The following is a 26,129-nucleotide window of genomic DNA, read 5'->3' as shown; positions in this document are numbered from 1 at the left end:
CGCCCGGTTTGGCGCTGCTCAACAGCTAAAGCATGACCTTGAAGGAATGCGACATCGCCCTCAACAACCGGCAGGGTTACCACCAGGACACCGGGCAATATTCCGGGGCGGGTAAACCGGTCTGGAGCGACCTGCGGGCAGTTTGCTCTCCCCATCACAGGGCCGCATTCCCCGCGATGTGCTGAGGCCGCACCGCAGCGGTTAAGTATGAAAAAAGCGAATAAAAATAATGCCAGTCAGACTTAACTGACTGGCATTTGGGCCTGAACCCGGTGGATTCATGCCATGACTCAGTGACGGCTGACGATGATCCTCCCGGTGCTCATGTCGCGGGCCTGACCGGTAACGCTGATCTTGAGTCCATATTCGGGTAGCAGACGACCGGCGTCCGGGATCTCCTTGCTCTGGTAGCTGCGGGAATCCTTGAACACCCGGTTCGGGGTGATCCAGAAGTCGCGCAGCAGGGAGCCGCTCGGATGTTTGAGGTCGAGAGGGCGCTGGAAGCCCAGGCCGAAGGCAGCATCGTGGATCTGGTAACGAGTGCCGGCCACGGCCCCATCGCTCCACGTGAGGGTGCGCTGATCCCCGTCCACCACCCCGAGGAAGCCTTCACCCGGGTGCTGGCCCACCCAGTTGTTAGCCTGGCTGCTGTCCACGTACCAGAGCAGCATACCCGGCTCGTAGCGCATCAGCTGGTCGGCCACGTTGATGTGGGCCAGCCCCTTGTCCACCCCCGCATGGTTGCGCCACTCGGCCAGGTAATAGTGATCCTTGGCCTCGTTGCCATCGTTCTTCACAAAGCCGGCCAGGGTAAAGGCCGCACTGCCCTCGGCCCCGTCGCTCAGCAGGGTGTCGCCATCGGCGAGGATCTGCAGCTCGTCCACGAACAGCCCGTTTTCGGCCACGCCGCCATCGCTCTGGTATTGCAGGGTGAGGGTGATCTGCTGGCCGGCCCAGGGGGTGAGGTCGAACTCGGCATCGGTCCAGCCGTTGGAGTTGCCGGTGATGCCGACCCCGAAGCCGATCCCGTTCGGATCGTCACTGGTGGTCAGGTTGCCTGGGATGGGTTCGCCGTTGACCAGCACCCGACCGTAGTCAAAGCCATCTTCGATCTGATACCAGGCCTTGAAGAGCAGGCTGGCGCTCTGCCTGCCGCTGAGATCCAGCTTGAGGCTCATGCGGTTGTCCAGGTTGTTGCCCTTGCCGCCGTGGTACTGGTACTGACCGGCATAGGGCGGGTTGAGGGGCACCTGTTTGGCGGGCAGGTTGATGCGCACCACGTCGTCGTTGCGTCCCTTGTCGTTGGCCTGATCCAGCATGTAGACGTTGCCGCGTGGGTTGAGATCGGCAAGCTGCACATTGCTGCCGTGCAGCCAGTTGCCCCCGAGGGAGGCCTGCAGGAACTCCTTGGCCCAGGGTGAGAAGCCGGTCGGCTCGGTGCCGCCGATGACCCCGGCCCAGGAGCCTGAGGACATGATGGACCAGGTCGCCACCGGTTCCCCCTTGCCGCTGTACTTGGTGTCGTACTCGTCCGGCAATCCCAGATCGTGGCCATATTCGTGGGCACAGACCCCGGCCGCCGCATCGATGGGCTGGATGGTGTAGTCGTAGGCGGCGAACTGGCCGCCGAAATCGCCGTTCGGGCTGCTGGTGCCGGGGATGGGGTAGGGGGCGCCCAGGTTCCAGCGATGGGCCCAGATGGCATTCTCGCCGAGATCGCCACCCCCCGCCTCTTCGCCGACGCTGGCGTGGAAGATCATCAGGTGGTCGATGAGGCCGTCCGGCTCGTCCCGGTTGCCGTTGCCATTGAGATCGTAACGATCCTCCTGATCAAACTCGGCCAGATCGATGGCAGGATCTGCCGCCACCTGCGCCAGCGCCTCCTTCACCAGCTCCCGTACCGCCGTTTCGTTCTGGTTGCTGCCGTAGTAGGCCGCGTCCTTCCTGGTTGTGTACCAACCCGCCACCTTACCGCGCACGCTGTAGCTCTGGCCGGACTGCTGCTCGTAGAACTGGCGCATGGAGATGAAGCGTTCACCGTTCGGACCGGCATAGCCTTTGGACGAGAACAGCAGATCGTTGTAGTGCGCCTGGCTGTAGTCCGGGTAGTACATCTTGGTGAGCTCGGGGGTAACGCTGTTCTTCGGGTAGTCGGGGAAGTCCACCAGGATGGCGAGGATCTTGTCCTTGCGCATCTTGCCCCTGTAATGCTCCTTCTCGATGGCCTTGAGCAGCAGGGTGGGCACCCGATCGCCGGGGCGGGCGGTGCCGTTCAGGCGGATCTTCTTGAGGATGCGCTCCCGTACCTTGCCCTCTTTCACCGCCAGGGTGCCACTGTTGCCGTTGTAGACCCGTGACTTGTCGCGGTAATAGCGGGTCAGGGCCGCCTGCTCCATCTCGGGGGAGGCCAGGGTCGGGATCCGGCCGCTCTTCTTGAGCATCTCCAGCACCTTCACCTCGTCGGCGAGGGGGGCATCGAAGGGGCCATGGACCGGGGCGGCCATGACATGGTTTCCAATCATAAGGGTCGAGCCGATAAGCAGGCTCGTTATTGTTGTTTTGGGCATTGCAATGTGCTCCTTCACATGATCAGAAAGGAGCCCGTCGGGCTCCTTTTCCGGACGGGGAGTGATTCACCCGCGTCCCTTTATGCCTTTGGATTGGTCCTTTGTCATCAGCACCTCAATGGTGGAAAACGCTGACCCGAAAGGAGTGTGTGATGTGTTTTGACTGTCTTGTGCCGGAGGATGAAGGTATCTATGGGTGATGCCTGCCAATGATGGGTTATTACACTTTTTTAACCTTTTTGCGGACACCACCATTTGGGAGGAGGCTTGAGAGGCAGTTATCTTGGTTCGCCGCATTGAGCCCGTTGCGCTCTGCGGGTATGCTTTGCCGCAACCACCCCCTGGCGGCGAGCGGGCCGACACGGCCGCAGCGTGCCCGCCAGCAGGGGCTACATCCATCCAATACCGTCTGGGGTTTATATGAGTATCAACATGCAAGAGTGGCGCGAAGAGACCACCGCCATCGTCAACGAGCTGCTGGCCGATGGCAGCAACCCGGATCTGGACTACGAGATTGAGCACCACTTTGCCTGTCAGGACTTCGATCTGCTGGAGAAGGCGGCGGTTGACCTGTTCAAGGCCGGCTTCGAAGTGACCGATGCCGAGGAGATGGAACTGGACGACGGCGCCAGCATCTTCTGCTTCGATGCTACCGTGGAGTGCAAGCTGGATATCGAGACCATCGTCTCTGACATCGAGAAGATGCTGCCTATTCTGGAAAAGTACGGTGTGGACTACGACGGTTGGGGCACTTACTTCCAGGAGTAAGCCTGGGTCGGCGGCGGCTGTGTGCATCATGGTCCATGACGGCTGATCCACTGCCAGACAATCAAAAGGCCACCCCTGGGGTGGCCTCGTTGTTGGTGGCGGGTCAAGCTGGCAACTGGTAGTTGCTGGCAAACTCCCCGGGGGGCAGGGGGCGACTGAACAGATAGCCCTGCAGTCGATCGCAGCCAGCCTGTACCAGCCAGGCCTGCTGCTCTACCGTTTCTACCCCTTCGGCGGTGATCCTGATGCCGAGTTCATGACCCAGACCGATGACGGAGCGGACGATGGCGGTGGTGGCCTGGTTGCTGGCCAGTCCCTGGGTGAAGCTCTTGTCCAGCTTGAGGGTCGCCACCTGCAGCCGCGGCAGGTAGGCGAGCGAGCAGTAACCCGTGCCGAAATCGTCGATGGCGAGCTGGAAGCCCGCCTCGATGAGGCAGGCCAGATTGCTCTCTATCTCGTCGGCATTCTCCATCAGTACCCCTTCGGTGATCTCCAGCTCCAGTTGCCAGGGGGCGAGCCCGTGGCGCTCGATGCAGGCGAAGATCTGCGGGCAGAGTTCGGGATCGCGGAACTGCAGCGGTGACAGGTTGATGGAGAGCACCAGGTCAGGGGCCGCCACCTGCCAGCGCGCCAGCTGGGCACAGCCCAGCTCCAGCATCAGTTGACCGAGCTGGCCGATGAGGCCCAGCTCTTCCGCCAGGGGGATGAACTCATCGGGGGAGATCATGCCGAACTCGGGGTGGGGCCAGCGGCAGAGCAACTCGGCCCCGTGCAGCCGGTTGCTGTGGGTGCAGATGATAGGCTGGTAGACGGCGGTCAGCTCGGCCGATTTGATGGCCAGCGGCAACTGGGCGGCGATGAGCTGACGGCGCTTGAGCTTGGCATTGAGATCGGGATCGAACAGGGTGCAGTGCTGCTGCTGGCGTTTGCCCTGTGCCAGCGCGGCCTCCGCGTGACTCAGCAGGCGCTCGGCCTCCTTGGCCTTGCCGTGGGCGATGCCGAGGAAGACCGGGATCTGGATCCTGTGCTCCTCGACCTGGTAGGGGGCCATCAGTTCCTGTTGCAGGTTGCGGCTCCACTCATCCAGGGAGAGGGGAAGCTCGGGCAGCAGCAGGGCGAAGTCATCGGCAGCGACCCGGCAGAGCAGGGACTGAGGCGGCGCCAGCCGTTGCAGGCGACGCGCCACCTGGCTGAGCAGGCGGTCGGCGACCCGGATGCCGAAGCGATCGTTGATCTCGCGAAAATGTTGCAGATCCACCAACAGCAGGCTGGCCTTGCGGGCGCCTAGGTGGCGGCTGGTCTGCAGGAAGTGGGAGAGCTTGAGCAGGCCGGTGAGGCTGTCGTAGTGCTGCTCCTGCTGCAACTGGGCCTGGGTGGTACGCAGTCCGGTGATGTCACGGCTCAGGGTGAGAATGCCGAGGGCGTTACCCTCGTCGTCCGGGACTTCGACCCGGGTGACTTCCAGATGGCGGCCCTTGCCCTGGGCATCCACCACGCAATATTCACCCTGTCCCAGGGTCTGCTCGACGGGTAGACGGGGGGGCACTCGTCGACCCAGGGCGTCGCTTGCCGTCAGGCCCATGAAGTCGAGAAAAGCCTGATTGCAGTCGATGAGCACGCCCTGGTGATCTTCGAGGCGAATAAGATCCGGGATGGCATCCAGCAGGCGGCGCTGCAACAGTTGCTGCTGGCGGAAGGTTTGCTCCAGCTCCTTGCGCTGATCGATGGCGCTGACCATGGCAAAGAGGGCAAGGGGGTTGCCCTGCTCGTCATAGAGCGGCACCTTGTGGATCTCCATCCAGTTGGTGTTGGCGCCACTGTGGCAGTGCCATTGCTGGTGCAGCAGGGGTTTTCCTTCGGCCAGCAGGCGCACGTCCTCCTCACGGAACTGATCGCCCCAGGGCATCTCGGCGTCCGTCTTGCCGACGAGGTCGCTTGGCTGCTGTAGTCCTGCCTCCCGGGCGAAGGCCTTGTTGGCAAACAGGTACCGTCCGGCCGTATCCCGGCAGAAGATATTCATGGGTAACTGGTCGATGATCTGCTGCAGCAGCGCCAGGGAGAGCGAAGAATTCACGTGAGCACTCACGGGGGAGACTTCGAGCAAATCTATGATAACAGGTCAGTTTTGTAAAGCTTGGGTTAAGAATCCACCATTTATGTGGATCCCTGCTGACAGTCTGTGTCGTGATCGCCATAATAGCCGCCGATTGGCCTGTGGTGGCCTTATGGATGAGAGAAGCAGCATGAAGAAGATAATGGGGGGCGCCCTGGCCCTGTTGATGGTGGGTTGTGCCAGTGACAACAATGGCGGCGAACAGTACCGCTATACCCCGCCGGTTGCCAAAGCGACCAACAACACCCAGGAGATGGCAATTCCGGTGGATCTGGTGTGGGCCCGCGCCGAGAAGTGGTTTGGCGATCACGGTCTCAACATCGAAAACAGCCAGCGTGGTTCAGGTCTGATGACTGCCAACGTCGAGAACTCGGCCGACGGGCTGGAGTGGCTGGATTGCGGCACCATGGGTTCCAAGGTTGCACTGGGCAACCCCAATCTGCAGATCAACCTGATCATCACCCAGAGCGGCAACAACAGCGTGGCGACCGTCAACGTCAAGGGCAACACCCAGCTCTACTTCGTCGAGTCCTCCGGCGAGCGCGTGCTGGCCCCCTCCATCACCCCGGTCTGCGTCTCCCGCGGCAGCCTGGAGCAGAGCCTGTTCGCCACCCTGGGCAACTGATCCTGCCCTGCCGGAGCGCATGAAAACCCCGTTGCCTGCAACGGGGTTTTTGTTTTTGGCCCGCTAGCCGGGCAGGGCAGGCCAGCCCTGCTGGCGAAAGCGGCCAGGTGCCATCCCGCTCGACTGTTTGAATGCCTTGGCAAAGGAGGCCTCCGACTGATAGCCGACCCGCTGCGCCACCTCGCCGAGGGGGAGTTGATCCGGGTGGCGCAGCAGCTCGGCCGCCCGCACCATCCGCACCCGTACCATGACGTCCCAGACGCTGCAGCCCAGCCGCTGGCGAAAGTGGCGAAAATAGGTGGCGCGGGACATGGCGGCCAGCGCCGCCAGTTCATCCACGCTCCAGGGGTGGGCCGGGTCGGCCAGCATGGCCTGCAGCGAGCGCCCCAGCCTGGGATCCTGCAGGGCGCCGACCAGCCCGAGCGCCCCGTGTGGATCGCTGGCATGGGCCCGCAGCCCCATGGCCAGCAGCACCTGACTCAGGGCCGTCAGTACCGCCCCCGAGCCCTGCTGTTCGCGAAGCAACTCCTGGCGGATCAGGCTGAGCACCAGGCTCAGCGCCTGCTGCGACTCGCTGGCGAGCAGCGGGATGCAGAGCGGGCTCGGCAGGGCATCCAGCAACAGCGGCCGCAGCGGTCCCTGATAGCGGTACTCGCCGCACAGAAACTCCACCTGATCGCCGCCATCGCCCCTCTGCGGCAGCAGCCCGTCGCCCCTCTGCGGCAGCAGCCCGTCGCCCGGCTCGGCTAAGGCCAGGGTGTCGCCTTCCCGCCAGATGGTATGGGGCTCGCCACCGGGCAGCAGCAGCAGATCGCCCGGCCGCAGGACCACGTCATCGCCCTGCGCCGTGCTGACCCGGATCTCTCCTTTCATCAGCAGGTGAAACGGCATCACCCCGGCCGGGCTCTGCTCATGGGGCAGTCTGAAACCGCCGCGATAGAGGCAGCGCAGGTCGAACGTGCCCTGGATGCCGGCCTGGCTGATCAGCTGGTCTATCTGATTCATGATTCTATTTGACTGTTAATTGCGTCTTTAAAGTATTAAAAGACTCACTCCTCGATGCAATACTGGTTTCATCGAACAGGCAGGGGCCTGTTCTGCCAAACCGGAGAGTCAAGATGCAAGACTGGGATCAATACCGTAAACAGTTGATGGGCCGCGTCATGGAGCTGGGCACCCTGAGCCCGGATACCCTCAAGGGTTATCAGCAGCTGTCGTCCGCCGGCAGCAAGAGCGGCGTGCTCGATGGCAAGACCCGCGAGCTCATCTCGCTGGCGGTGGCCGTTACCACCCGCTGCGATGGCTGCATCGCCGTCCATGCCGATGCCGCCCTCAAGCAGGGGGCCAGCCGGGCGGAGATCGCCGATGCACTGGGGGTTGCCGTTGCCATGAATGCCGGGGCCGCCATGGTCTATTCCGCCCGGGTGCTGGACGCCATCGATCGTTGAGCCAGGGTGGGGCGGCTCTGACGCCGCCCTGCCGCCAGGTTGTCGGTCTGCCGGCCAGTCCCTGTCGGTTCCAGCAAGTTGAGTGACCCTGCCTACCTTTGCCACGCCCCACGGGCGTGGCTTTTTTGTCTGCGGGCTGGCCTGCCGGCCATGGTTTGCGCTTTCCAAAAACAAAACCCCCGGCTGGGCCGGGGGTTGGATGCTTATCTCAGGGGATCAGGGCTGGAGTGCGCTGTCACCGTGAAACAGCGCCCGATCACCGGACTTGAGCACATAGCCCTTCCAGGGGAAGAGCTGGTAGGCCCCTCCCTGCCAGGACCAGTTTCCTTCCTCACCCTGGCGGTCAAGGGGGATCAGCTCGCCGCTTGGCAGGGTCAGCTCGGCCTTGCTCTGATCAGCGTTGAACAGCACGAAGGCGCTGCCGGTCTCGGTGGCCTCGAGGGATTGCAGGCGCACCGCCTGTTCGAACAGCCGCACACACTGGTTGGTCAATGCCGACCACTGGTAACCGGCGCTGGCACGGCAGCCGTGGGCATCCTGATCGTTGCCGACCAGCTGGGGAGTCTGGGTGCTGCAGGCCGCCAGCAGCAGGGAGGCGGCCATCAGAGTCAGGGTTCGCATCCTCACTCCTGCTTGTCTTCGAGATTGTCCCGTTCGATCACGACGTTGGAGAAGCCCAGCTCCTTGAAGTAGTTCTCTCTGTAGTCCTTCACGCTCTTCTTGTCGCGGCGGCACACCTGGGCCAACTGGGCCTCCATGGCGTGGAAGCTGGAGAGATCCAGCCCCTCGGCCGCGGCGATGGCGTCATAGATGCTGTTGAACTTGTCGTTGGCGTAGCCTATCTCTTTGGCCTGCTTCTTGTAGGTGTAGGTAATCTTAAACGCCACTGGGGTCTTCCTTCTGTTTGGCCTGTTTGCGCTGAACGTAGAGATAGAGGCTCTCTACCTTCTCTCGCGCCCAGGGGGTCTTGCGCAGGAACTTCAGGCTGGACTTGACGCTGGGATCGTCGGTGAAGCAGCGGATGTTGATCTGCTGCCCCAGTTGTTCCCAGCCGTAATGCTCGACCAGGGCGGTGACGATCGCCTCTAGGGTCAGCCCGTGCAGCGGGTTGTTTTTCTGCGAGGTAGCAGGCTTGGACTGGTCACTCATGCCTGCTCCGCCAGCTTGGCAAAGGGCTGACCCATGCGGGTGGTGACGCCGTTGGCCAGATGGGGTTCGAAACCGGTCAGCATGCCGGGGCCAAACAGGCAGACTACGGTGCTGCCGAGCTTGAACAGGCCCATCTCGGCGCCTTTTTGCAGGGTGATGGCCTCGTCGCCGGTGTAATCCCAGCGCACCACTTCCTTCTGTTTGGTCGGCGCTATGTTGCCGGCCCAGATGGTCTCAATGCTGGCGACGATAGTGGCGCCAACCAGTACCAGCGCCATGGGGCCGTGGGGGGTGCGGAAGGTGGCAACCACCCGCTCGTTGCGGGCAAAGAGGTTGGGCACCTTCTCGGCGGTGAGCGGGTTGACGGAGAAGAGATCCCCCGGCACGAACACCATGCTCTCCAGCACGCCGTCCAGCGGCATGTGGATGCGATGGTAATCCTTGGGCGCCAGATAGATGGTGGCAAAGTCCCCATCCTTGAACGGCGCCACCAGATCCTCGAAGCCGCCCAGCAGCTCGCGGGCACTGTAGTCGTGGCCCTTGGCCTGGATGATGCGGCCTTGGCTAATGGGGCCGAGCTGGCTGACGGTGCCGTCTACCGGCAGGGCCAGGGTCATGGCATCCTCGACCAACGGACGGGTCCCCGGCTTGAGCTCGCGGGTGAAGAAGGCGTTGAAGCTTGCGTAGTGGGCCGGATCTTCGTGCAGCGCTTCGCTCATGTCGACGCCGTACTGCTTGATAAAGGCCTCGATCACCCGGGTGGTGAGGTTGCCAGCCTCGGCGGCGGCAAGCTTGCCGACCAGGCGGGAGAGGGCGTGTTTGGGCAGGCAGTATTGACCGGCAATTTTCAGGTTGTCAGTGATGCTCATGATCTTCATCTGCTCTTTCTAAAAAGAGGGAGGTTGATTGGGTCACAGCCGGGCTTGTTGCCGACCGTGGCGGGCTTCCTGCATGGTTTCCAGGATGCGGTGATAGTTGTGGAAGCGGTCAGGGCTGATGGCGCCACTGCTGACCGCCGCCCGCAGAGCGCAGCCGGGATCATCCTTGTGGGTGCAGTCGCGGAACTTGCAACTGCCGAGGTAGTCGCGAAACTCCACGAAACACCAGGTGATGCGATCGGCTTCCAGGTGCCAGAGGGCGAACTCGCGGATCCCGGGGGAATCGATGAGATCGCCGCCGCTCGGGAAGTGATAGAGCCGCGCCGTGGTGGTGGTGTGGGTGCCCAGCCCCGAGTTTTCGGAGATCTCGCCGGTGAGCACGCCGAGCCCCGGCATCAGGGCGTTGGTCAGGGACGACTTGCCCACCCCGGACTGGCCGACGAAGATGCTGATCTTGTCGGTCAGGGCGGCCTTGAGCGCATCGAGCCCCTCGCCGCTCTCGCAGCTTACCAGGATCACCGGGTAGCCGAGCTTGCGGTAGGCGGCGAGCTGGCCTTCGACCCGGATGCGGGCCGCCTCGTCCAGCATGTCGACCTTGTTCAGCACGATGAGGGGGGCGATTTCCACATCCTCGGCGGCCACCAAGTAGCGGTCGACTATGTTGGTGGAGAACTCGGGCATCACCGCCGAGACGATGACTATCTGGTCGATGTTGGCGGCGATGGGTTTGACCCCGTCGTAGAAGTCCGGCCGGGTCAGCACGGAGTGACGGGGATGTACCGCCTCGATGACCCCGGCGGTCGCGGCATTGAGGCCGGGACGCCACACCACCTTGTCACCGCACACCAGGCTGTTGATGCTGCTGCGCCTCAGGTTGCTGCGGTGTATGGTGCCGTCGACGGCTTCCACGTCCGCATGCTGGCCGAAGCGGCTGATCACCACCCCTTCGATGGCCGGGCCAAACAGGGTGTCATCCACCACAGTGGTGTGATCTTTTTGCAGCCGCCGTTCGCGGTTGGCCTGAACGCGCCTCTGTTGACCCAGATTGAGTTTTGCTTTCTTTGCCACTCGATTCGCCAGTTTATGAACAGATCTAAAGCCAGTATGATACATGCAAATTGGCAAAATTCCGCCATTCCTCCCAATAGAGAGAGCAATCATGACAGTCAGCGCGCAGAACCTGGTATGGATCGACATGGAGATGACGGGCCTGGATCCCGAACAGAACGTGGTTCTGGAGATCGCTACCATCATCACCGACAAGGATCTGAACGTGCTGGCGCAAGGGCCCGTCATCGCCATTCACCAGAGCGATGAAGAGCTGGCCAAGATGGACGAGTGGAACGTCAACACCCACACCAAGAGCGGACTGGTGGCCCGGGTCAAGGCGAGCGAGCACGACGAGGCCCGCGCCGTGGCCGAGACCCTCGAGTTCATCCGCCAGTGGGTGCCGGAGCGCACCAGCCCTCTGTGTGGTAACAGCATCGGCCAGGATCGCCGCTTCATGGTCAAGCACATGGGCGAGCTGGAAGCCTTCTTCCACTACCGCAACGTCGACGTCAGCACCATCAAGGAGCTGGTGCGCCGTTGGCAGCCGGAGTTGCTGGAAAAGTTCACCAAGAGCGGTTCCCATCAGGCGCTGGACGACATTCGCGAGTCCATCGCCGAACTGCAGTTCTACCGCAGCCACGTCTTCAAAATCTGAGTCCCCGGCAAGGGGTTGCCGTCGTCCGGTTGCTAAAATCGGCAGTTCGGCCAGCTTTTGAGCGAACGGCTGCACAGTGACAAAAAAGCCCTTGCAATTGGAATGACTGCTCTTATAATTCGGCTCCCGTACAGTAGCGCAAGCAACCAAATGCTGTACGGCCGTTTTAAGGTAGTTGCGGGAATAGCTCAGTTGGTAGAGCACGACCTTGCCAAGGTCGGGGTCGCGAGTTCGAGTCTCGTTTCCCGCTCCAATCTCTCTTCGAAGTCCTCATCATCCATTTGAATTGTCCATCACATCGCGCAGCGATGATTTGTCGTATCCGGCATTCAGCCAGATCAGACCCATGTCTTCTGTAGCCGCTTTGTGCACAGGTTTGGGGGAGGGTTGTGGTTGCTGCGGACAGGCTTATGAGCGTGGCGGGGAAGGGGAAACGGCGGGCAAAAAAATAGGAGGGGCCTTGGCTCCTCCTGCGAGTTCACTAGTGCGGCTTAGAGCAGAGTCACGTTCTCAGCCTGGGGGCCTTTCTTGCCCTGGGTCACGGTGAACTGGACTTTTTGACCTTCAGCCAGGGTCTTGAAACCAGTGCTCTGGATGGAGGAGAAGTGAACGAAAACGTCCGGTCCCTGGGATTGCTCGATGAAGCCAAAACCCTTGGTTTCGTTGAACCATTTTACTTGGCCGGTGCGAATGTCAGACATGTGGTAAGTCCTATCTATAACAAAATGAAACTAACGCCTTGTTGGGCAGCATTTGCCTAGAATGCAGGGGCCTACCCATGACTGACTACGTCAATTTGTTCCAGTGGCATGCAGTACAATCCCTGTCTAAAGCACAATCGATTGTACTGGAGCCCGATCCCTTGTCAATTTGGCACTTTTCATTTTTTGAGCGAGCTAAAAGTATTGGGAAGTCAGCGGCTTGTTTCATGCTTCTGGTCAAAAAAACGGGAGGCCATGGCCTCCCGTTTTTTTATTCCTTGAGGGCGAACCCTTCACCCTGTCGGTCGTAGCGGTAGTTTGCCTGACCGAAGGAGCGGATCTCGACCCGCTGGATCCGGCGTCCTGTGTCCACCAGGATGAACACCGACTTGCCCGATTGCAGCCGGGTCAGCGGCCTGTCCGGCCCCTCGATGGCGATCAGGCGGCTCAGCTCGGCCCCGGGCAATTCAAACTTGCGCCAGATGGAGTAGAGGGTCTCGCCAGCCTGCACCTCGTGCTGCAGCCAGGTGCCGTCTACCTTCTCTTCGACCGGTTTGGCCGCGGCCGGCGCACTGCTTGCGGCTCCGTTGCCCACGGTCAGCGCTTGGGTGGGCACGGCCAATGGCACGGCGAGTGAACCGGAAGGCGCCGCCTTGGGGGCGGCGGGGGCGGGTTCCCAGGCGAGCAGCAACAGCCAGAGAGGCACCAGCACCAGCAGACCAATGGTGTGCTTGCGTGGCAGCGGGCTCGCCAGCTTGAATGAACTGGTTCTGGGTTCCTTGTTGCGTTGACCAAGGCCACTCATGCCCTGACCGAGGCGTTGACGCAGGGGCAGGGTCGCTGCATTGATACGATGGAGCAGGGTTCCTTGTGATTCGTCTTGGCGACGCTGCTGGGCTCGTCTGTTATGGCCACGTGGGCGACGGTCCGGGGTGGGCACGGCATTTACCTCTCACTACATTGCCTGCCATCAGGCAAATATAGCGCCTATGGTAAACGGACTCGCCCCCGAGGGGGAGAGCCCTGAGCATGAAAATTATCAGCTGAGACGAAATTGCCCCAGCAACTGCTGCAAACGCTCGGCCGCCTGGCGCAAGGCCTGGCTGGCTTTCGCCGTATTGGTCGCATCCTGGGCGATGTCGTTGGCCAGTGCGTTGGTTTTTGACAGGTTGCCTGAGACTGTCTCGGAAACCGAGCTCTGCTCCTCGGCGGCGGAGGCTATCTGATAGGTCATGTCGTTGATGGTGGCAATGGCCTGGAAGATGCTGTCGAGGGCCGCCTCTGCCAGATCGGCCTCGCCCACCGCCTGATGGGTCAACTGCTGGCTCTGCTGGATGGCGTTGACCGCATTGGCCGAGCTGTGGCGGATCTTCTCGATCAGCTCCTGAGTGTTCTGCACCGCCTGCTGGGTGTTGCCCGCCAGCTTGCGCACCTCGTCGGCCACCACCGCAAAGCCGCGTCCCTGCTCGCCAGCCCGGGCCGCTTCGATGGCGGCGTTGAGCGCCAGCAGGTTGGTCTGATCGGCGATGCCCTGAATGACGGTGAGTATGCTGGTGATCTGCTCGCTGTCGTGGGCCAGCCCCTCGACTACCTCGGCCCCCTTGCCCGCCTCGGCCGCCACCTTGTGCATGGACTGGATCACCTGCTGGAAGCGCACCTTGCCCTGATCCGCCGCGCCCTGTGCCTGCTTGGCGGAGTCGGCGGTGTTGTTGGCGTGGGTGGCCACCTCCTGGCTGACATAGGACATCTCTTGCACCGCAGTCAGCATCTGCTCCATCTCAGCCTGATGGTGCTGCAGGTTGGTGTCGGTCTGGCCGGCGATGCGGTCGGTATCCCCTGCGTGGCGATGGACCTCGCTTGCGGTTTTCTGCACATCCCCGAGCAGCACCTGCAACTTGTCGATGAAGCGGTTGATGCCGCGTGCCAGAGCTCCCAGCTCGTCCTGGGCTCGGGTGTTCAGGCGCTTGGTGAGATCCCCCTCTCCATCGGCGATGTCATCCACCAGGCTGACCATCTGGCGGATGGGGCCGGTGATGCTGCGGGCGATCGCCAGCATGGTAGCCAGGGCCAGCACCAGTACGATGAGGGCACCGATAAGCTGCTGGGTCATGGCGGCCCGGTTCATCTCGGTGAGCTGGCTCTCCAGCTGATCGGCACCTGCCAGCACCACCTGGTAGGGAAGGGTGACGATGATGGCCCAGTTGCGGGCCATGCCCGGCACCGCGATGGGCACAGAGATGCGAAACGCCTCGTCGAGCTCCTGGCGTTGCAGCTCGGGTTTGAGGTATTGCTGCCAGCCGTCGCCAAGCAGCTTGTCGGCGCGGCTGCCGAGCAGGCTGGGGTCCCCGCTGGTACCAGTGATGACGCCGGCGGCGCTGACGATCAGGGTCTCGCCCTTGCCGTCATAGATGTTGCTGTTGAGAGACTGGGCCTGGCGGCTGATGGAGTCTACCGCCAGATCCAGCGCGGCTATGCCCTTGAACTGGCCATTTACCATGATGGGGGTGGTGATGGTGCTCACCAGCACCTGCTGGCCGTTGATGTCCACCTTGAAGGGATCGACGAGGCAGGAGCGCCCCTCCCGTTTCGGGCAGGCGTAGTAGTCGTTGGCCGGATTGCCGAATTCGTCCGGGTCGCTCTTCTCGATGGAGAGCAGCAGATCCGAGCCAATGTTCTCCTTGTCGCGATAGAAGTAGGGGACGAAGCGTCCCTTGTCATTGCTGCCAAGGGCACTCTGGCCTGCGAAGGCGCTGTCCTGGCCGTCGAAGCCGTTCGGTTCGAAGCCCGCGAAGGCGCCGTAGAGTTGCGGCTCCAGGCCGAGCTGCGCCTTGAGCAAGTCCGTGGCCTGCTGGCGATCCAGCGGCAGCTTGCCCGCCTGTTGTTGGGCGAAGACGCTGGCCATCTGCTGGGTATAGGAGAGCCCCTTTTGCAGCAACTGGGTAATGGTGGCGGCCTCGGCGCGGGCGTTGGCACTCACCTTCTGCCACGCCTCCTGCTGCAGGGCCGCGCGGCTGGAACTGATGGTCAGCTGCTGGGTCTGCTTGCTCGAGTATTGGTTGAGCAGGATCAGGATGACCAGGGCCGTGGTCATGGCGACTCCCGCCAGTACCAGGATGCGATTCTGGATAGAGCGAAACTGCATCTCGTGTTCCTTGTGCGTAGAAAGTTGTATGAATTATCGGCATGGCGGGAGATTCCTCCAGCAATGTTGCCCAGCAAAGCGGAAAATGAGGGGAGGTTTTGCGATCCCTCTCAAAGAACGGTGCCACGACCGAATCAAGACCTGTTTAGGCCCCGGCTATTGCATGGTTTTCCCATCCGTGATTCTGAGTGCTAAAATGCGACGGTTTTTTTAACGCATTGGCCCAAGGCCCTCTACACAAGGCTTAAAGATGAAAGTCAAAACCCGTTTTGCTCCCAGCCCGACCGGCTTCTTGCATGTTGGCGGTGCCCGTACCGCACTCTATTCCTGGTTGTTTGCGAAGAGCCAGGGCGGTGAGTTCGTGCTGCGTATCGAGGATACCGATCTGGAACGTTCCACTCAGGAGGCGATCGACGCCATCATTGAGGGCATGGAATGGCTGGAGCTGAACTGGGATGAGGGCCCCTACTACCAGACCAAGCGTTTCGATCGCTATAACGGCATCATCGACGAGATGCTGGCCGACGGTCGTGCCTACAAGTGCTTCTGCTCCAAGGAGCGGCTGGAGGCGCTGCGCGAAGGCCAGATGGCCAATGGCGAGAAGCCCCGCTATGACGGCAAGTGCCGTGACCACGCCCACGATCACCCGGCCGATGCGCCCCACGTGATCCGCTTCCGCAACCCGACCGAAGGCTCCGTGGTGTTCGATGACCACGTGCGCGGTCGCATCGAGTTCGCCAACACCGAGCTCGACGATCTCATCATCCGCCGTACCGACGGCGCCCCCACCTACAACTTCTGCGTGGTGGTCGATGACTGGGACATGGAGATCACCCACGTGGTGCGTGGTGAAGACCACATCAACAACACCCCACGCCAGATCAACATCTACAAGGCGCTGAACGCGCCGGTGCCGGAGTTTGCCCACGTCTCCATGATCCTGGGTGACGACGGCGCCAAGCTCTCCAAGCGCCACGGTGCGGTCTCCGTGATGCAGTACCGCGACGACGGCTACCTGCCGGAAGCGCTGCTGAACTATCTGGTGCGTCTGGGCTGGTCCCACGGCGATCAGGAGATCTTCAGCCTGGATGAGATGATCAAGCTGTTCAGCCTGGATGCCATCTCCAAGTCTGCCTCCGCCTTCAACACCGACAAGCTGCTGTGGCTGAACAACCACTACATGCGTAGCCTGGATCCGGCCTATGTGGCCAAGCATCTGGCCTGGCACATGGCCGATCAGAAGATCGACACCAGCAAGGGCCCGTCATTGCCAGAGGTTGTGACTCTGCTGGCCGAGCGCTGCAACACCCTGGTGGAAGTGGCCGCCCAGAGCCGCTACCTGTTCGAAGAGTACGAGGCCATCGACGAAGCGGCTGCCAAGAAGCACCTGCGCGGCGTCGCTGCCGAGCCGCTGACCCTGGCCAAGGCCAAGCTGGCGGCGCTGGAGACCTGGACCACCGAAGCGCTGCACGAGCTGATTGAAGCCACTGCCGCCGAGCTGGGTCAGGGCATGGGCAAGGTCGGCATGCCGCTGCGCGTGGCCGTCACCGGTCTGGGCCAATCTCCTGCCATCGACGCCGTGATGGCGCTGGTGGGCAAGGAGCGGGTGCTCGCCCGCATCGATCGTGCCCTGGCCTATATCGAAGCGCGGATGGCAGCCGAGTAAGCCTCTGCCATTGCTTGAAAAGGGCTCCCGCAAGGGGGCCCTTTGCTTTTGTGCAGCGCTCAGATTCATGACATAAAACAGCGACATAGCGATGCAGTTGGCGGTAAAAACAGCTAACTGTCTGAATTTTGACTAAACGCTCGAGCCGGTGTTATTTTTGGGTTGACAGCAAAGCGGGTGATGCCTATCATGCGCCTCCGTTGCCAGAGATAACTTTGGTAGCGCCGAGGTGAGTTGGGGTTATAGCTCAGCTGGGAGAGCGCTTGCATGGCATGCAAGAGGTCCGCGGTTCGATCCCGCGTAGCTCCACCAAACATTAAAAGGCCACCGTTATCGCGGTGGCCTTTTTGTTTTTGCCTATTTTTCTCTCTGCCTTCTATGCACGACTGTCAAAAAGCCCGCATTGGCTGCGAGCTTGGGTGTTGTGGCAAGTCATCAACCGTGGCGACGGCGCCAGGCCAGCGGCAGCAGGGTAGGTCTTCCTTTCATGGTTTTTTTTTTATTTTTGGCCAGTGTTGCCATAGCCTTGGCGCGTTGGTCAAGGGCGCGCATTGTCACATTTCTGGCAGCTCTGACCAGTGAGGCAACGCACATTATGAGGAGACAAAGGAGCCCATTTGCCATTTTTTGACGTGGCTAACAGTTTGATATTGATGATCTATTTGTCATCAGGTGGGAGCGAAAAGTGTGAGGCGGCCAGCATTCACATATTTTCCTTCGAGAATAAAGATTGAGCAGTGGTCACTTGCTTCCTATACTCGAGCCGTTCCTCACGGAACCCAGGCAAAGGGCAAACCGGCAGTGATGCCGGGACGCAAAGCCTCCGATCTGTCCCATCCGGGCCAGACAGCGGGGTTACCCAGGGTGACTTGAGGGTTTGTGGCCCGTCCATGGCCTGTTGTCGCTCCCTTGTTCCCTGTTGCGATTGCGCTTTTCCCGGTATTGAAGCCAAGACAAAACAAGGAAGATAACAATATGCAACAGATCTTGAGGCCCAGCAGGCTTGCCATGCTGGTCGCCCTTGCGGCCGTCCCTGCCTGGGCGCAGGCCGCTTACCCCGCCTATCAGGCCGGTACCGCCTACAAGGCTGGCGACATCGTCAGCAACGCAGGCGCCCTCTATGAATGCAAGGAATTCCCTTACTCCGGTTGGTGCGGGGCTTCCCCCTACCACTACGAACCCGGGGTTGGTGCCGTCTGGGCCGATGCCTGGAAACTCTATGGCGGTGAGGTGCCGCCACCGGCCCTGGTGGTTGCCATCGGTTCCCCCGCCGTGGGCAGCAGCGTCAGCGAGGGGGCCAGCCTGGCCCTGGCGGTGACCCTGAGCGGCCCGGCCACGGCGCTGGCCAAGGTGGAATACCTGGTCGATGGCACCCTGGTCGCCACGGCCACGGCTTCCCCCTGGAGCGCCAGCTGGTCTGCCGCCGGTGTGGGCAATCACGCTCTCAAGGCACGGGCACTGGATAAAGACGGAAAGGTGCTGAGTGAGGCGGATTCCAGCTTCAAGGTTGCCGCCGTGGTGGCGCCAGAGGCGCCCAAGGTGAGCATCGCCAGCCCCGCAGCCGGTGCCAGGGTGACCCTGGGCCGCGCCCTCACCGTGACCGGCAATGTGACCGACGCCAATGACGACGTCGCCAAGCTCGAGCTCTTCGTGAATGGCCAGAAGGTGGGCGAAGACAGCAGCGCCCCCTGGCAACTGAGCTGGACGCCCCAGAACAAGGGGCTGACCGGCCTCAAGCTGGTGGCGACCGACAAGGCAAATCTCTCTGGCGAGTCCACCCAGGTGGATGTGCAGGTGGAAGAGGCGGCCCTGCCCCCCACCGGCGGCAACCTCTCCTGCGACGTGCGCCAGATCTACCGCGCCGATGGCAGCGAGTGCATGGGGGATGACCACGGTCGCCGCGTCATCGGGTATTTCACCTCCTGGCGCACCGGCAAGAACGGCCTGCCCTCCTACCTGGTGGGCGACATCCCCTGGGACAAGATCACCCACATCAACTACGCCTTCGCGGCGGTGGATGAACAGAGCCACCTGATCAAGGTGGATGACGCCGCCACCAAGATGACCTGGGACGGGGTGCCGGGCGCCGAGATGGATCCCGAGTTCGCCTATCAGGGTCACTTCAACCTGCTGTCGAAATACAAGAAGCAGTACCCGGACGTGAAGACCCTCATCTCGGTGGGGGGCTGGGCCGATACCCGCGGCTTCTACGCCGCCACCACCAAGGGCGACTGCTCGGTCAACACCGCTGGCATCAACGCCTTCGCCGACTCGGCGGTGGGCTTCATCCGCCAGTACGGTTTCGACGGGGTGGATGTGGATTACGAGTACCCCACCTCCATGAAGGATGCGGGCAACCCCAACGATTTCCCGCTCTCCAACCAGTGTCGCGGCAAGCTGTTTGCGAACTATGAAGTGCTGATGAAGACCCTGCGCAACAAGCTCGACAACGCCGGGACCGAGGACGGTCGCAAGTACATGCTGACCATAGCCTCGCCGGCCTCGGCCTACCTGCTGCGCGGCATGGAAAACTTCCAGGTCACCCAGTACCTCGACTACGTCAACCTGATGACCTATGACTTCCACGGTGCCTGGAACCACTTCGTCGGCCACAACTCCGCCCTGTTCGACAACAAGGCGGATCCCGAGCTGTCCCAGTGGGGTGTCTACACCCAGGCCCAGTTTGGCGGCATCGGTTATCTCAACTCCGCCTGGGCGGCCCACTACTTCCGTGGTGCCCTGGCGGCGGGCAAGATCAACATAGGGGTGCCTTACTACACCCGTGGCTGGCAGGGGGTCACCGGTGGCACCAACGGCCTGGGGGGCAAGGCGGCGCTGCCGAGCCAGAGCGATTGCCAGCCGGGGACCGGTGGCAGCACCATTCCGTGCGGCAACGGGGCGGTCGGCATCGACAACATCTGGCATGACCTTGACAAGAACGGTAAGGAGATTGGCGGTGGTGCCGTGCCCATGTGGCATGCCAAGAACCTGGAGCATGCGGCCAGCCTCGGCATCACCACACTGCCGAGCTACGGCCAGGCCTGGGGTCTGGATCCCAACAACCCGGCCCACGTGATGCAAGGCCAGTACGTGCGTTACTACGACGACAAGGCCCACGCGCCCTGGCTGTGGAACGAGCAGAAGAAGGTGTTCCTCTCCACCGAAGATGAAGAGTCCATGGGCCACAAGCTCGACTACATCGTCAGTCGCGGTCTGGGGGGCGTGATGTTCTGGGAGATGGCGGGGGACTATGACTTCGACGCCGCGAAGAACGAGTACGTGATGGGCAGCACCCTCACCAGCCTCGCCTACGACAAGTTCAGCAAGGCCGACAAGGCGGCCCTGAAGCAGAACGATCTGCCGGCACCGGCCGCCCAGCTCGACATAGGTGTGAGCCTCTCCGGCTTCAAGGAAGGGGACTCCAACTACCCGATCAACCCGACCCTTAAACTGACGAACAAGTCGACCCAGACCATACCGGGCGGCACCCGCATCGAGTTCCTGATGCCTACTTCCACCTCCGACACCATCACCGACCAGAGCGGGATGGGGTTGACCGTGGTGGAGAGCGGCGGCAACCAGAACTCCGACGGCATCGCCAATGAGAAAGACTTCCACAAGGTGGCCCTGACGCTGCCGGCCTGGAAGGCCTGGGCGCCGGGCACCGAGGTGGAAGTGGCCATGACCTACTATCTACCGGCGGCCGGTGTGCCGAGCGGCATGCGCCTGATTGCCGGCAGCCAGACCATAGGGCTGAAAGTCGACTTCCCGGCCCTGGCCGAGGCGGTGCTGGGGGGCAGCAGTGGGGGGGACGGCGGTAGCGGTGGCACCAGCTGCACCAGCCAGAACGTCAACCCGGCGGAGTACAATGCCTATCCGACCTGGCCACGCGGGGATCACGCCAACGGCAACGATCGCATGACCCACAACAAGGGGGTCTGGCAGGCGAACTGGTGGACCAGCAGCGAACCCAAGGCGGGCGATGGCAGCTGGAAGCTGGTATGCAATTACTGATGACAGGTTGAGGGGCCAACCCCGCCTCAACGCAATGACCCAATCCGGAGCCCAGGCTCCGGATTTTTTTGCTGCCTATATAAAGGAAGGGGATCATAAAAAAGACCGCTCCGAAGAGCGGCCAATTGCCACCAGGCAAGCTGCGGGGCTGACCCCCTGTGAATGGGCAGTCGCCATGGGCGGATTCTTGCCCATGGCGTGCCGGTTTATTGAGTGACGGCACCGCCCTGTTGCTCCTTCAGGAAGCTGATCCAGGGGGAGGCGCGGCCACTGACGTTGCCATTCTGGGCGGCCTGGGTGAAGGCGCTGAGCGCCTCCTTGGGTTTCTGCTGCTCGAAGTAGGCGACCCCGGTCAGGAACTTGAGATCGGCGCGCTGTTCGCCGCTGGCATTGGCGGCAGGCTTGGCGGCGAAGGCCACCAGATCCTGGTAGCGCTTGCTCTGGATCATCATGCGCGCCATCTTCAGTTGCAGATCGGCACTGGGGGCCAGCTTGTAGGACTTGGCCAGGGTATCGATGGCCGGGTCCAGCTCCTTGGCCTGGTGCCAGTAGTTGGCGAGCGTCTTGTAGTTGGCCGCATTGCTCTCGATGGTCCCTTCCTTCATCGCCTTTTCCATCACGCGGGCGGCGCGGTGGGGTATGCCGGCGAAGGCCAGGTAGTTGGCGAGCCGCAGCAACTCGGTCGACTCGGTCAGCATGCCGAGGTTGTAGGCACCTTCCAGCGCCGCCAGGGCCTTGGCATCGTTGCCCGCCTGCATGTGCATGGCCGAGAGCTGGGTCCAGTACTTCTTCTTCTCCGGGTACTTGTCCACCAGGGCGGTCAGCACCTCGGTGGCCGGCTTGTACTGTTTCAGCTCGTAGTGGGCCGCCATTTTCAGCAGATACCAGGACTCCGGCGCCTTGCCTGCCGAGAGCTTGATGGCCTGATCCACCGCCGGAATGGCCTCCCGATACTGCTTGAGCTGCACGTGGGCGTTGGCCAGGGTGATGTAGGCGTGCGGGGTCGGTTTCTCGTCCTTGCCCAGGCTCGCAAACCACTGGTTCATGGTGCTGATGGAGCCCTTGAAGTTCCCCTCCGCCATATAGAGCTGGGCCAGGTTGTAGCGCACCTGCTGGGCCACCGGCTGCGGCAGGCCGCCGGTGGCGATGGCATCGGCGAAGTATTTGGTCGCCTGGCCATATTTCTCCTGCTGGGCCGCCACGAAGCCCAGGGTCTGCAGGATGACCCCCTTGTCGTAGACCCGCTCGCCTGCGCCGGACAGCGCCTCCTGCAGCTTGGCATTCGCCTCGCCGTATTTCTTCTCGGTGATCAACGCCTGGGCCTTGTTGACCGCGCGGTAGGCGCGGTCAGACAGGGCGGGTTGCTCGGCGGCCCAGCCGGCGGTACTGAGCAGTACCGCCATGGCCACCGGGGCGAGGATCAGGGTATGTAACTTTTTCATCGCCACCTTCCTTAGTTGACCGCGAACTCGATCTCTTGCTGCATGCGGCTTGCCTGGGGCTTGCCGTCCACCATGGCCGGCTTGAAGGTCCACTTGGCAATCGTCTTGCGTGCCTCCTTGCCGAGGTCATAGCTGCGTGGCTCTTCCTTGACGATGCGGATGTTGCTGACGGTGCCGCGTTCGGTCACGGTGAACTCCACCAGTACCTTGCCTGTGGCGAGGCCAGCCAGCGCCGCCTTGCGGGGCATCATGGGCTCGAAGGTCGCCATGGGAATGGCGCCGTTGTTGCCCCCCATGCCGCCACCACCGCCGCCGGTGCTGTAGGCGCCGAGGGCGTTGCCACCGCCGATGTTGACCGGGATGTCGAGCTTGGGCATGTCCATGGGGGCGCTCTCCATCTTCGGCCTGTCGGTGCTCGCCACTTCCATCTCGGGTGGGGGAGGCGGGCGGTTCGGGGGGGGCGGCTTGGGCAGTTCCCGTTGTTTCTCTTGCAGGGTCTCCTGGGGCTTGAGGCGAATGAAGTCGGTCATGGTGACGTCTTCTCTCTCCGTCAGCTCCCGGTGATCCGGTGTGATGAGCTTGTTCATTCCCAGAAACAGGAAGAACACCACCACACAGGAGACCGCTATCGCTATCAGGTATCTCATGGTGCTCGCTCCGGCATCAGCTGCTCTTGCTCGCCGCGATGGAGATGTTCTGGACACCGGCCATGCGGATCTGATCCATGACCTGGACCACCAGACCGGAACGGGACTCGGTGTCGGCCTGGATCACCACGGCGCTCTCCGGATTCTCCGCTCGCAGCCGCTCGATGTTGGCACGCACGGCGCCCACTTCGACGACCCGTTTGTCGACCCAGACCTGGCCGTTTTCGCGGACCGCGACCATGATGTTCCCCTTCTTCACCGTCTCGGCCGTGCTGGCGCTCGGGCGGTTGATCTCCACGCCGGACTCCTTGACGAACGAGGTGGTGACGATGAAGAAGATCAGCATGATGAACACTATGTCCAGCATGGGGGTCAGATCGATGGCCGCCTCATCGGCACCGCTGTCGCTGTGACGTTTTCTCATGGCAAAAACTCCTTGCTTGTTCTGTGCCCCGGCGGGCAGTACCCGGCCGGGGGAGTGCATCCTGCATCAGCCGTGTTTCAGGTTGTCTTCCAGCTTCTGCACCGCCAACTTGGCCTTGTGATCGAGCTGGTTGACAAAAAACAGGCCGGAAAGGGCGGCAATCATGCCCGCCATGGTCGGTACCGTCGCCTTGGAGATCCCCGAGGCCATCGCCCTGGGGGAACCCGTGCCGGTGATGGCCAGGGTGTCAAACACCTGCACCATGCCCACTACGGTGCCGAGCAGCCCCATCAGCGGACAGAGGGCGATCAGCACCTTGATGACCGGCATCCCCTTGTCCACCGCCATGGCGACCCGGGAGACCAGCTCGCGCCGGATCTGCTTGGCAGACCAGGAGAGGTGATCGCTGCGGGCCATCCAGGTCGCCTTGGTCTGCTTCACCTGTTTGGGATAGACCGCCATGAAGTAGAACCAGCGCTCCAGCAGCAGGGCCCACATCATCAGGGTCAGGAAGAACAGGGCGACCAGCACGTCGCCCCCCAATCCCAGAAACCGGCGGACCGACTCGACTTCTTCAATCAACCAGAACCACATGGGTGACTCCTTAGGCTGCGGCTTTGGCGGCGTGCAGACGTTCCTGATAACGGGCGACGAAACCGGCGCTCTGCTCTTCCAGGACCTGGATGAGACGACGGCTCTGTGTCTGCACTATGGTGTAGAGGAACAGCATAGGCACGGCGACCACCAGGCCTTGCATGGTGGTGACCAGGGCCTCGGAGATGCCGCCCGCCATCAGCTTGGGATCCCCGGTACCGAACAGGGTGATGGCCTGGAAGGTGGCGATCATCCCGACCACTGTCCCCAGCAGACCCAGCAGCGGTGCGACCGAGGCGATCAGCTTGATGAGGCTGATGCCCTTCTCGAACTTGGGTACGTTGCGCAAGATGATCTCGTCGAGCTTGGATTCCAGATCCTCGATGTTGTCACCGCGGTGGGACTGATAAGCCCCCAGCATCTCGCCGATGGGGTTGCCCTTGATAACCTGATCTGATTTCAGCTGCTTGCGCATGGAGGTGCCGATCATCGACAGACGCAGGCCGCAGAAGATGGCCAGCAGGGTACCGATGACCCCCAGTGCCAGGATCACGTAACCCACGGAACCACCCTGATCGATACGCTCCTTCAGAGTTGGCGACTGCACCAGCAGGGAGAGGATCACCCCGCGGGACGGGTCGATGAAGATGGGCTCGACGGCGCCGTTGCCCTGTTCAAACTTGGCGACGGGCTCCAACACGGCATTCTCGGGCTGGCGGGAGAGCTGCTCGAACTTGCCGGTCTCCGGCACGAAGGTGAGGTACTTGCCCTCGGAAACGGTGTTGAACTCGCCGATCTGGGTCACCGTCTTCTCGGCCTGGTTGCCTTCTCCGTAGACCACGGTGGCCGGGATCTGGCTCACCTTGCCACCATCGACCATGCGGCTGAGGGTGGTGGTCCAGAAGGCGGTCAGGTCGTCGCTGGAGGGGAGTTCCTTGCTCTCCGCCAGGCGGGTCAGCAGGGCTGTCTGCTCCGGATGCTCGACCCGGCGGGCGGAGGCGTTGAAGATCCCCTTGAACTCGCCGGCGAACTGGCGCAACACGCCAAACATCTCACCCATGTTGCCGGCACGCTGGCGCAGGGTCTCGGTCAGCTCGGTGAGCTGCTTGTCGTTGGCATCGAAGGTGGCCTTGAGTGTTTCACCCTTGGCTATTTCGGCGGCGAGTTCCGCCTTGGCCTTGGCCAGCAGGGCCCCTTGTTCGTTCTTGTCAGCCAGGAAGCGGGCCTCCCGCTCCTTGTTGAGCTGGGATTCGCTGGTGCTGGCGGCCTTGACCTGGCTCAGCAGGGCGTTGAGATCCACTGGCTTCTCGGCGGCGGTCACCGGCAGGGTGATCAGGGTGGCTCCCGCGATCAGGGAGGCAATGGCAAGTTTGATTCCTTTCATGATGCTTTCTCCGCAGTTTGAACCGGCAGCTTGATGAGGGCGGGAGGCGCCTGCTTCTTGGCGATGCGAAGGCCCTGTTCCACTGCACTGCGATACTCCTGGGGCAGCTCTTCCCACTGGCGGGTCTGCTTGTTCCACATGCCTGTCTCGTTGCCGTCCGGGGACTGATAGAGCAGGGCAATGCGACCGACGCGCAGGAACTCGTAGGTCTTCTCGCCGCCGTCCTTGTCCAGGCTCGCCTTGTAGGACTCGATGGTGCGGCTGAAGCCCTCCTCGATCTGGTAGGCCTCGAGGATCTTGCGGTACTTCTCGGAGATGGTGACGTCGGCCCGGTTCATGAGGTCGGTCAGGGCCGCCACGCGGTCCTCCCGCTCGACCTTCTGGAACGGCAGATCCAGGGAGACGAACTGATCGAGGGAGTCGATCATCTTGAGCATCAAGGGCACCACTTCGGTGCTGGTCTGATCGATCTGGGCGATCTGGCGCTGCATCGAGGCCAGCTCGGTGGCCTGGGAGTCGACCATCTTGCCCACTTGCTCGTTGTAGGTGCGCAGGCTGTCGACCTGACGCAGGGCGGCCTTGTACTGCGCCAGGGCAGACTCGGCAGACTCGGCGTAGCTGTCGATCTTCTGCTGGGATACTTTGGAGGCATTGTCGGTGGCGGCTTGAGCGTCCACTGCCTGACCGGCAGAGGCGGCACTCAGATTGAAGCTGGTCAGCAGGGCAGCCGAAACCAGGCTGCCGAGGAGCGCTTTCTTCATTGTAATAGTCCTTGTTTTCATAGGATTACCCTATCTCCGTGACTTCCTTGGAACCTTGGGCAAAGCCGGCCCGAGTGGGCCGGCTTGTCACTTACTTGGTG

Annotated in this window: 23 protein-coding genes, 2 tRNA genes and 1 riboswitch; of the genes, 8 read left to right on the top strand and 17 right to left on the bottom strand. The window is 62.0% G+C overall.

Going from position 1 to position 26,129, the window contains the following annotated elements; translation table 11 throughout:
- Window positions 1-290 precede the first annotated feature (290 nt).
- Complete coding sequence (locus PG898_RS12945; RefSeq protein ID WP_270824717.1) at window positions 291-2,504, bottom strand: immune inhibitor A domain-containing protein; 2,214 nt, start codon at window positions 2,502-2,504, stop codon at window positions 291-293.
- A 495-nt stretch (window positions 2,505-2,999) separates the two neighbouring features.
- Between PG898_RS12945 and rraB the strand changes: the two genes are divergently transcribed.
- On the top strand, window positions 3,000-3,335 hold the full coding sequence (rraB, locus tag PG898_RS12940) for a ribonuclease E inhibitor RraB (RefSeq protein ID WP_270824722.1): 336 nt from the start codon (window positions 3,000-3,002) through the stop codon (window positions 3,333-3,335).
- A gap of 103 nt (window positions 3,336-3,438) precedes the next feature.
- Here the strand turns inward: rraB and PG898_RS12935 are convergent, their stop codons facing one another.
- Window positions 3,439-5,409 (bottom strand): putative bifunctional diguanylate cyclase/phosphodiesterase, encoded by a 1,971-nt coding sequence (locus PG898_RS12935; RefSeq protein WP_270824718.1) that lies wholly within the window; start codon window positions 5,407-5,409, stop codon window positions 3,439-3,441.
- Between the two features lie 169 nt (window positions 5,410-5,578).
- Here PG898_RS12935 and PG898_RS12930 point away from each other — a divergent pair, with 169 nt between their 5' ends.
- Window positions 5,579-6,073: a hypothetical protein gene (locus tag PG898_RS12930; RefSeq protein WP_042648318.1), complete on the top strand. Its 495-nt coding sequence runs from the start codon at window positions 5,579-5,581 to the stop codon at window positions 6,071-6,073.
- 63 nt (window positions 6,074-6,136) lie between these two features.
- Here the strand turns inward: PG898_RS12930 and PG898_RS12925 are convergent, their stop codons facing one another.
- A complete protein-coding gene (locus tag PG898_RS12925; protein WP_270824719.1) occupies window positions 6,137-7,078 on the bottom strand; it encodes an AraC family transcriptional regulator in 942 nt (313 codons plus the stop codon).
- A 113-nt stretch (window positions 7,079-7,191) separates the two neighbouring features.
- On the opposite strand from PG898_RS12925, the gene PG898_RS12920 reads away from it, so the two are divergent.
- Window positions 7,192-7,521, top strand: coding sequence for a carboxymuconolactone decarboxylase family protein (locus PG898_RS12920; RefSeq protein WP_024945875.1), 330 nt, complete (start codon window positions 7,192-7,194; stop codon window positions 7,519-7,521).
- A 216-nt stretch (window positions 7,522-7,737) separates the two neighbouring features.
- On the opposite strand, the gene PG898_RS12915 is transcribed toward PG898_RS12920, so the two are convergent.
- The 5 genes from PG898_RS12915 to rsgA are packed head-to-tail and all read right to left on the bottom strand — an operon-like array spanning window position 7,738 to window position 10,616.
- Window positions 7,738-8,142 carry a hypothetical protein gene (locus tag PG898_RS12915; RefSeq protein WP_043133697.1) on the bottom strand — a complete coding sequence of 135 codons (405 nt, stop codon included), beginning with the start codon at window positions 8,140-8,142 and terminating at the stop codon, window positions 7,738-7,740.
- Window positions 8,143-8,144: 2 nt separating this feature from the next.
- Window positions 8,145-8,408, bottom strand: a complete 264-nt coding sequence (locus PG898_RS12910; protein WP_005327324.1) for a DUF2960 domain-containing protein — start codon at window positions 8,406-8,408, stop codon at window positions 8,145-8,147.
- Entirely contained in the window at window positions 8,398-8,670 is a 273-nt protein-coding gene (locus PG898_RS12905; protein ID WP_005327326.1) for a VF530 family DNA-binding protein, read from the bottom strand. The genes PG898_RS12910 and PG898_RS12905 overlap by 11 nt, the downstream gene beginning before the upstream one ends.
- The gene (gene asd / locus PG898_RS12900) at window positions 8,667-9,539 is read right to left on the bottom strand and encodes an archaetidylserine decarboxylase (protein ID WP_270824720.1); all 873 of its coding nucleotides are present in this window, start codon (window positions 9,537-9,539) and stop codon (window positions 8,667-8,669) included. The genes PG898_RS12905 and asd overlap by 4 nt, the downstream gene beginning before the upstream one ends.
- Before the next feature lie 42 nt (window positions 9,540-9,581).
- Window positions 9,582-10,616 (bottom strand): small ribosomal subunit biogenesis GTPase RsgA, encoded by a 1,035-nt coding sequence (gene rsgA, locus PG898_RS12895; protein ID WP_270824721.1) that lies wholly within the window; start codon window positions 10,614-10,616, stop codon window positions 9,582-9,584.
- Window positions 10,617-10,707: 91 nt separating this feature from the next.
- On the opposite strand from rsgA, the gene orn reads away from it, so the two are divergent.
- Both orn and PG898_RS12885 read left to right on the top strand, forming a co-directional pair.
- Window positions 10,708-11,253 carry an oligoribonuclease gene (gene orn / locus PG898_RS12890; RefSeq protein ID WP_041205122.1) on the top strand — a complete coding sequence of 182 codons (546 nt, stop codon included), beginning with the start codon at window positions 10,708-10,710 and terminating at the stop codon, window positions 11,251-11,253.
- Between the two features lie 177 nt (window positions 11,254-11,430).
- Window positions 11,431-11,506, top strand: a tRNA-Gly gene (locus PG898_RS12885).
- 238 nt (window positions 11,507-11,744) lie between these two features.
- Here PG898_RS12885 and PG898_RS12880 read toward each other — a convergent pair.
- From PG898_RS12880 to PG898_RS12870, 3 genes are all read right to left on the bottom strand, one after another.
- Window positions 11,745-11,954 (bottom strand): cold-shock protein, encoded by a 210-nt coding sequence (locus tag PG898_RS12880; protein WP_005327092.1) that lies wholly within the window; start codon window positions 11,952-11,954, stop codon window positions 11,745-11,747.
- 271 nt (window positions 11,955-12,225) lie between these two features.
- Window positions 12,226-12,894 (bottom strand): LysM-like peptidoglycan-binding domain-containing protein, encoded by a 669-nt coding sequence (locus PG898_RS12875; RefSeq protein WP_041205123.1) that lies wholly within the window; start codon window positions 12,892-12,894, stop codon window positions 12,226-12,228.
- A gap of 99 nt (window positions 12,895-12,993) precedes the next feature.
- Window positions 12,994-15,096, bottom strand: a complete 2,103-nt coding sequence (locus tag PG898_RS12870; protein WP_270824733.1) for a methyl-accepting chemotaxis protein — start codon at window positions 15,094-15,096, stop codon at window positions 12,994-12,996.
- Window positions 15,097-15,346: 250 nt separating this feature from the next.
- Between PG898_RS12870 and gltX the strand changes: the two genes are divergently transcribed.
- From gltX to PG898_RS12855, 3 genes are all read left to right on the top strand, one after another.
- Complete coding sequence (gltX, locus tag PG898_RS12865) at window positions 15,347-16,762, top strand: glutamate--tRNA ligase (protein WP_182787790.1); 1,416 nt, start codon at window positions 15,347-15,349, stop codon at window positions 16,760-16,762.
- 236 nt (window positions 16,763-16,998) lie between these two features.
- Window positions 16,999-17,074, top strand: a tRNA-Ala gene (locus PG898_RS12860).
- Between the two features lie 467 nt (window positions 17,075-17,541).
- Window positions 17,542-17,625, top strand: a riboswitch (cyclic di-GMP riboswitch).
- Between the two features lie 112 nt (window positions 17,626-17,737).
- Window positions 17,738-20,776 (top strand): glycosyl hydrolase family 18 protein, encoded by a 3,039-nt coding sequence (locus PG898_RS12855; RefSeq protein WP_420885091.1) that lies wholly within the window; start codon window positions 17,738-17,740, stop codon window positions 20,774-20,776.
- Window positions 20,777-20,982: 206 nt separating this feature from the next.
- Here the strand turns inward: PG898_RS12855 and PG898_RS12850 are convergent, their stop codons facing one another.
- The 6 genes from PG898_RS12850 to PG898_RS12825 form a co-directional block, all read right to left on the bottom strand.
- Window positions 20,983-22,218 carry a tetratricopeptide repeat protein gene (locus tag PG898_RS12850; protein ID WP_270824732.1) on the bottom strand — a complete coding sequence of 412 codons (1,236 nt, stop codon included), beginning with the start codon at window positions 22,216-22,218 and terminating at the stop codon, window positions 20,983-20,985.
- An 11-nt stretch (window positions 22,219-22,229) separates the two neighbouring features.
- Window positions 22,230-22,865, bottom strand: coding sequence for an energy transducer TonB (locus PG898_RS12845; protein WP_041205125.1), 636 nt, complete (start codon window positions 22,863-22,865; stop codon window positions 22,230-22,232).
- A gap of 16 nt (window positions 22,866-22,881) precedes the next feature.
- Entirely contained in the window at window positions 22,882-23,289 is a 408-nt protein-coding gene (locus tag PG898_RS12840) for an ExbD/TolR family protein (RefSeq protein ID WP_005327075.1), read from the bottom strand.
- Between the two features lie 66 nt (window positions 23,290-23,355).
- The gene (locus PG898_RS12835) at window positions 23,356-23,883 is read right to left on the bottom strand and encodes a MotA/TolQ/ExbB proton channel family protein (RefSeq protein ID WP_005327072.1); all 528 of its coding nucleotides are present in this window, start codon (window positions 23,881-23,883) and stop codon (window positions 23,356-23,358) included.
- A gap of 10 nt (window positions 23,884-23,893) precedes the next feature.
- Window positions 23,894-25,267, bottom strand: a complete 1,374-nt coding sequence (locus tag PG898_RS12830) for a MotA/TolQ/ExbB proton channel family protein (RefSeq protein WP_005327070.1) — start codon at window positions 25,265-25,267, stop codon at window positions 23,894-23,896.
- The gene (locus PG898_RS12825; RefSeq protein ID WP_005327067.1) at window positions 25,264-26,028 is read right to left on the bottom strand and encodes a DUF3450 domain-containing protein; all 765 of its coding nucleotides are present in this window, start codon (window positions 26,026-26,028) and stop codon (window positions 25,264-25,266) included. The genes PG898_RS12830 and PG898_RS12825 overlap by 4 nt, the downstream gene beginning before the upstream one ends.
- Window positions 26,029-26,129: the final 101 nt, after the last annotated feature.

Origin of the sequence: Aeromonas sp. QDB31 (assembly GCF_027707605.1) — a bacterium.
Lineage (GTDB): Bacteria > Pseudomonadota > Gammaproteobacteria > Enterobacterales > Aeromonadaceae > Aeromonas > Aeromonas media.
The sequence above is the reverse complement of the archived record's forward strand: the minus strand, read 5'-3'. Positions and strand labels throughout refer to the sequence as shown.

Bases quoted from the DNA above. Each gene is read 5' to 3' on its own strand.
- PG898_RS12945 (WP_270824717.1), bottom strand. From the start codon at position 2,504: ATGGCCGCCCCGGTCCATGGCCCCTTCGATGCCCCCCTCGCCGACGAG.
- rraB (WP_270824722.1), top strand. From the start codon at position 3,000: ATGCAAGAGTGGCGCGAAGAGACCACCGCCATCGTCAACGAGCTGCTG.
- PG898_RS12930 (WP_042648318.1), top strand. From the start codon at position 5,579: ATGAAGAAGATAATGGGGGGCGCCCTGGCCCTGTTGATGGTGGGTTGT.
- PG898_RS12925 (WP_270824719.1), bottom strand. From the start codon at position 7,078: ATGAATCAGATAGACCAGCTGATCAGCCAGGCCGGCATCCAGGGCACG.
- PG898_RS12920 (WP_024945875.1), top strand. From the start codon at position 7,192: ATGCAAGACTGGGATCAATACCGTAAACAGTTGATGGGCCGCGTCATG.
- PG898_RS12915 (WP_043133697.1), bottom strand. From the start codon at position 8,142: ATGCGAACCCTGACTCTGATGGCCGCCTCCCTGCTGCTGGCGGCCTGC.
- PG898_RS12905 (WP_005327326.1), bottom strand. From the start codon at position 8,670: ATGAGTGACCAGTCCAAGCCTGCTACCTCGCAGAAAAACAACCCGCTG.
- asd (WP_270824720.1), bottom strand. From the start codon at position 9,539: ATGAGCATCACTGACAACCTGAAAATTGCCGGTCAATACTGCCTGCCC.
- orn (WP_041205122.1), top strand. From the start codon at position 10,708: ATGACAGTCAGCGCGCAGAACCTGGTATGGATCGACATGGAGATGACG.
- PG898_RS12880 (WP_005327092.1), bottom strand. From the start codon at position 11,954: ATGTCTGACATTCGCACCGGCCAAGTAAAATGGTTCAACGAAACCAAG.
- PG898_RS12870 (WP_270824733.1), bottom strand. From the start codon at position 15,096: ATGCAGTTTCGCTCTATCCAGAATCGCATCCTGGTACTGGCGGGAGTC.
- gltX (WP_182787790.1), top strand. From the start codon at position 15,347: ATGAAAGTCAAAACCCGTTTTGCTCCCAGCCCGACCGGCTTCTTGCAT.
- PG898_RS12855 (WP_420885091.1), top strand. From the start codon at position 17,738: ATGCAACAGATCTTGAGGCCCAGCAGGCTTGCCATGCTGGTCGCCCTT.
- PG898_RS12850 (WP_270824732.1), bottom strand. From the start codon at position 22,218: ATGAAAAAGTTACATACCCTGATCCTCGCCCCGGTGGCCATGGCGGTA.
- PG898_RS12845 (WP_041205125.1), bottom strand. From the start codon at position 22,865: ATGAGATACCTGATAGCGATAGCGGTCTCCTGTGTGGTGGTGTTCTTC.
- PG898_RS12840 (WP_005327075.1), bottom strand. From the start codon at position 23,289: ATGAGAAAACGTCACAGCGACAGCGGTGCCGATGAGGCGGCCATCGAT.
- PG898_RS12835 (WP_005327072.1), bottom strand. From the start codon at position 23,883: ATGTGGTTCTGGTTGATTGAAGAAGTCGAGTCGGTCCGCCGGTTTCTG.
- PG898_RS12830 (WP_005327070.1), bottom strand. From the start codon at position 25,267: ATGAAAGGAATCAAACTTGCCATTGCCTCCCTGATCGCGGGAGCCACC.
- PG898_RS12825 (WP_005327067.1), bottom strand. From the start codon at position 26,028: ATGAAGAAAGCGCTCCTCGGCAGCCTGGTTTCGGCTGCCCTGCTGACC.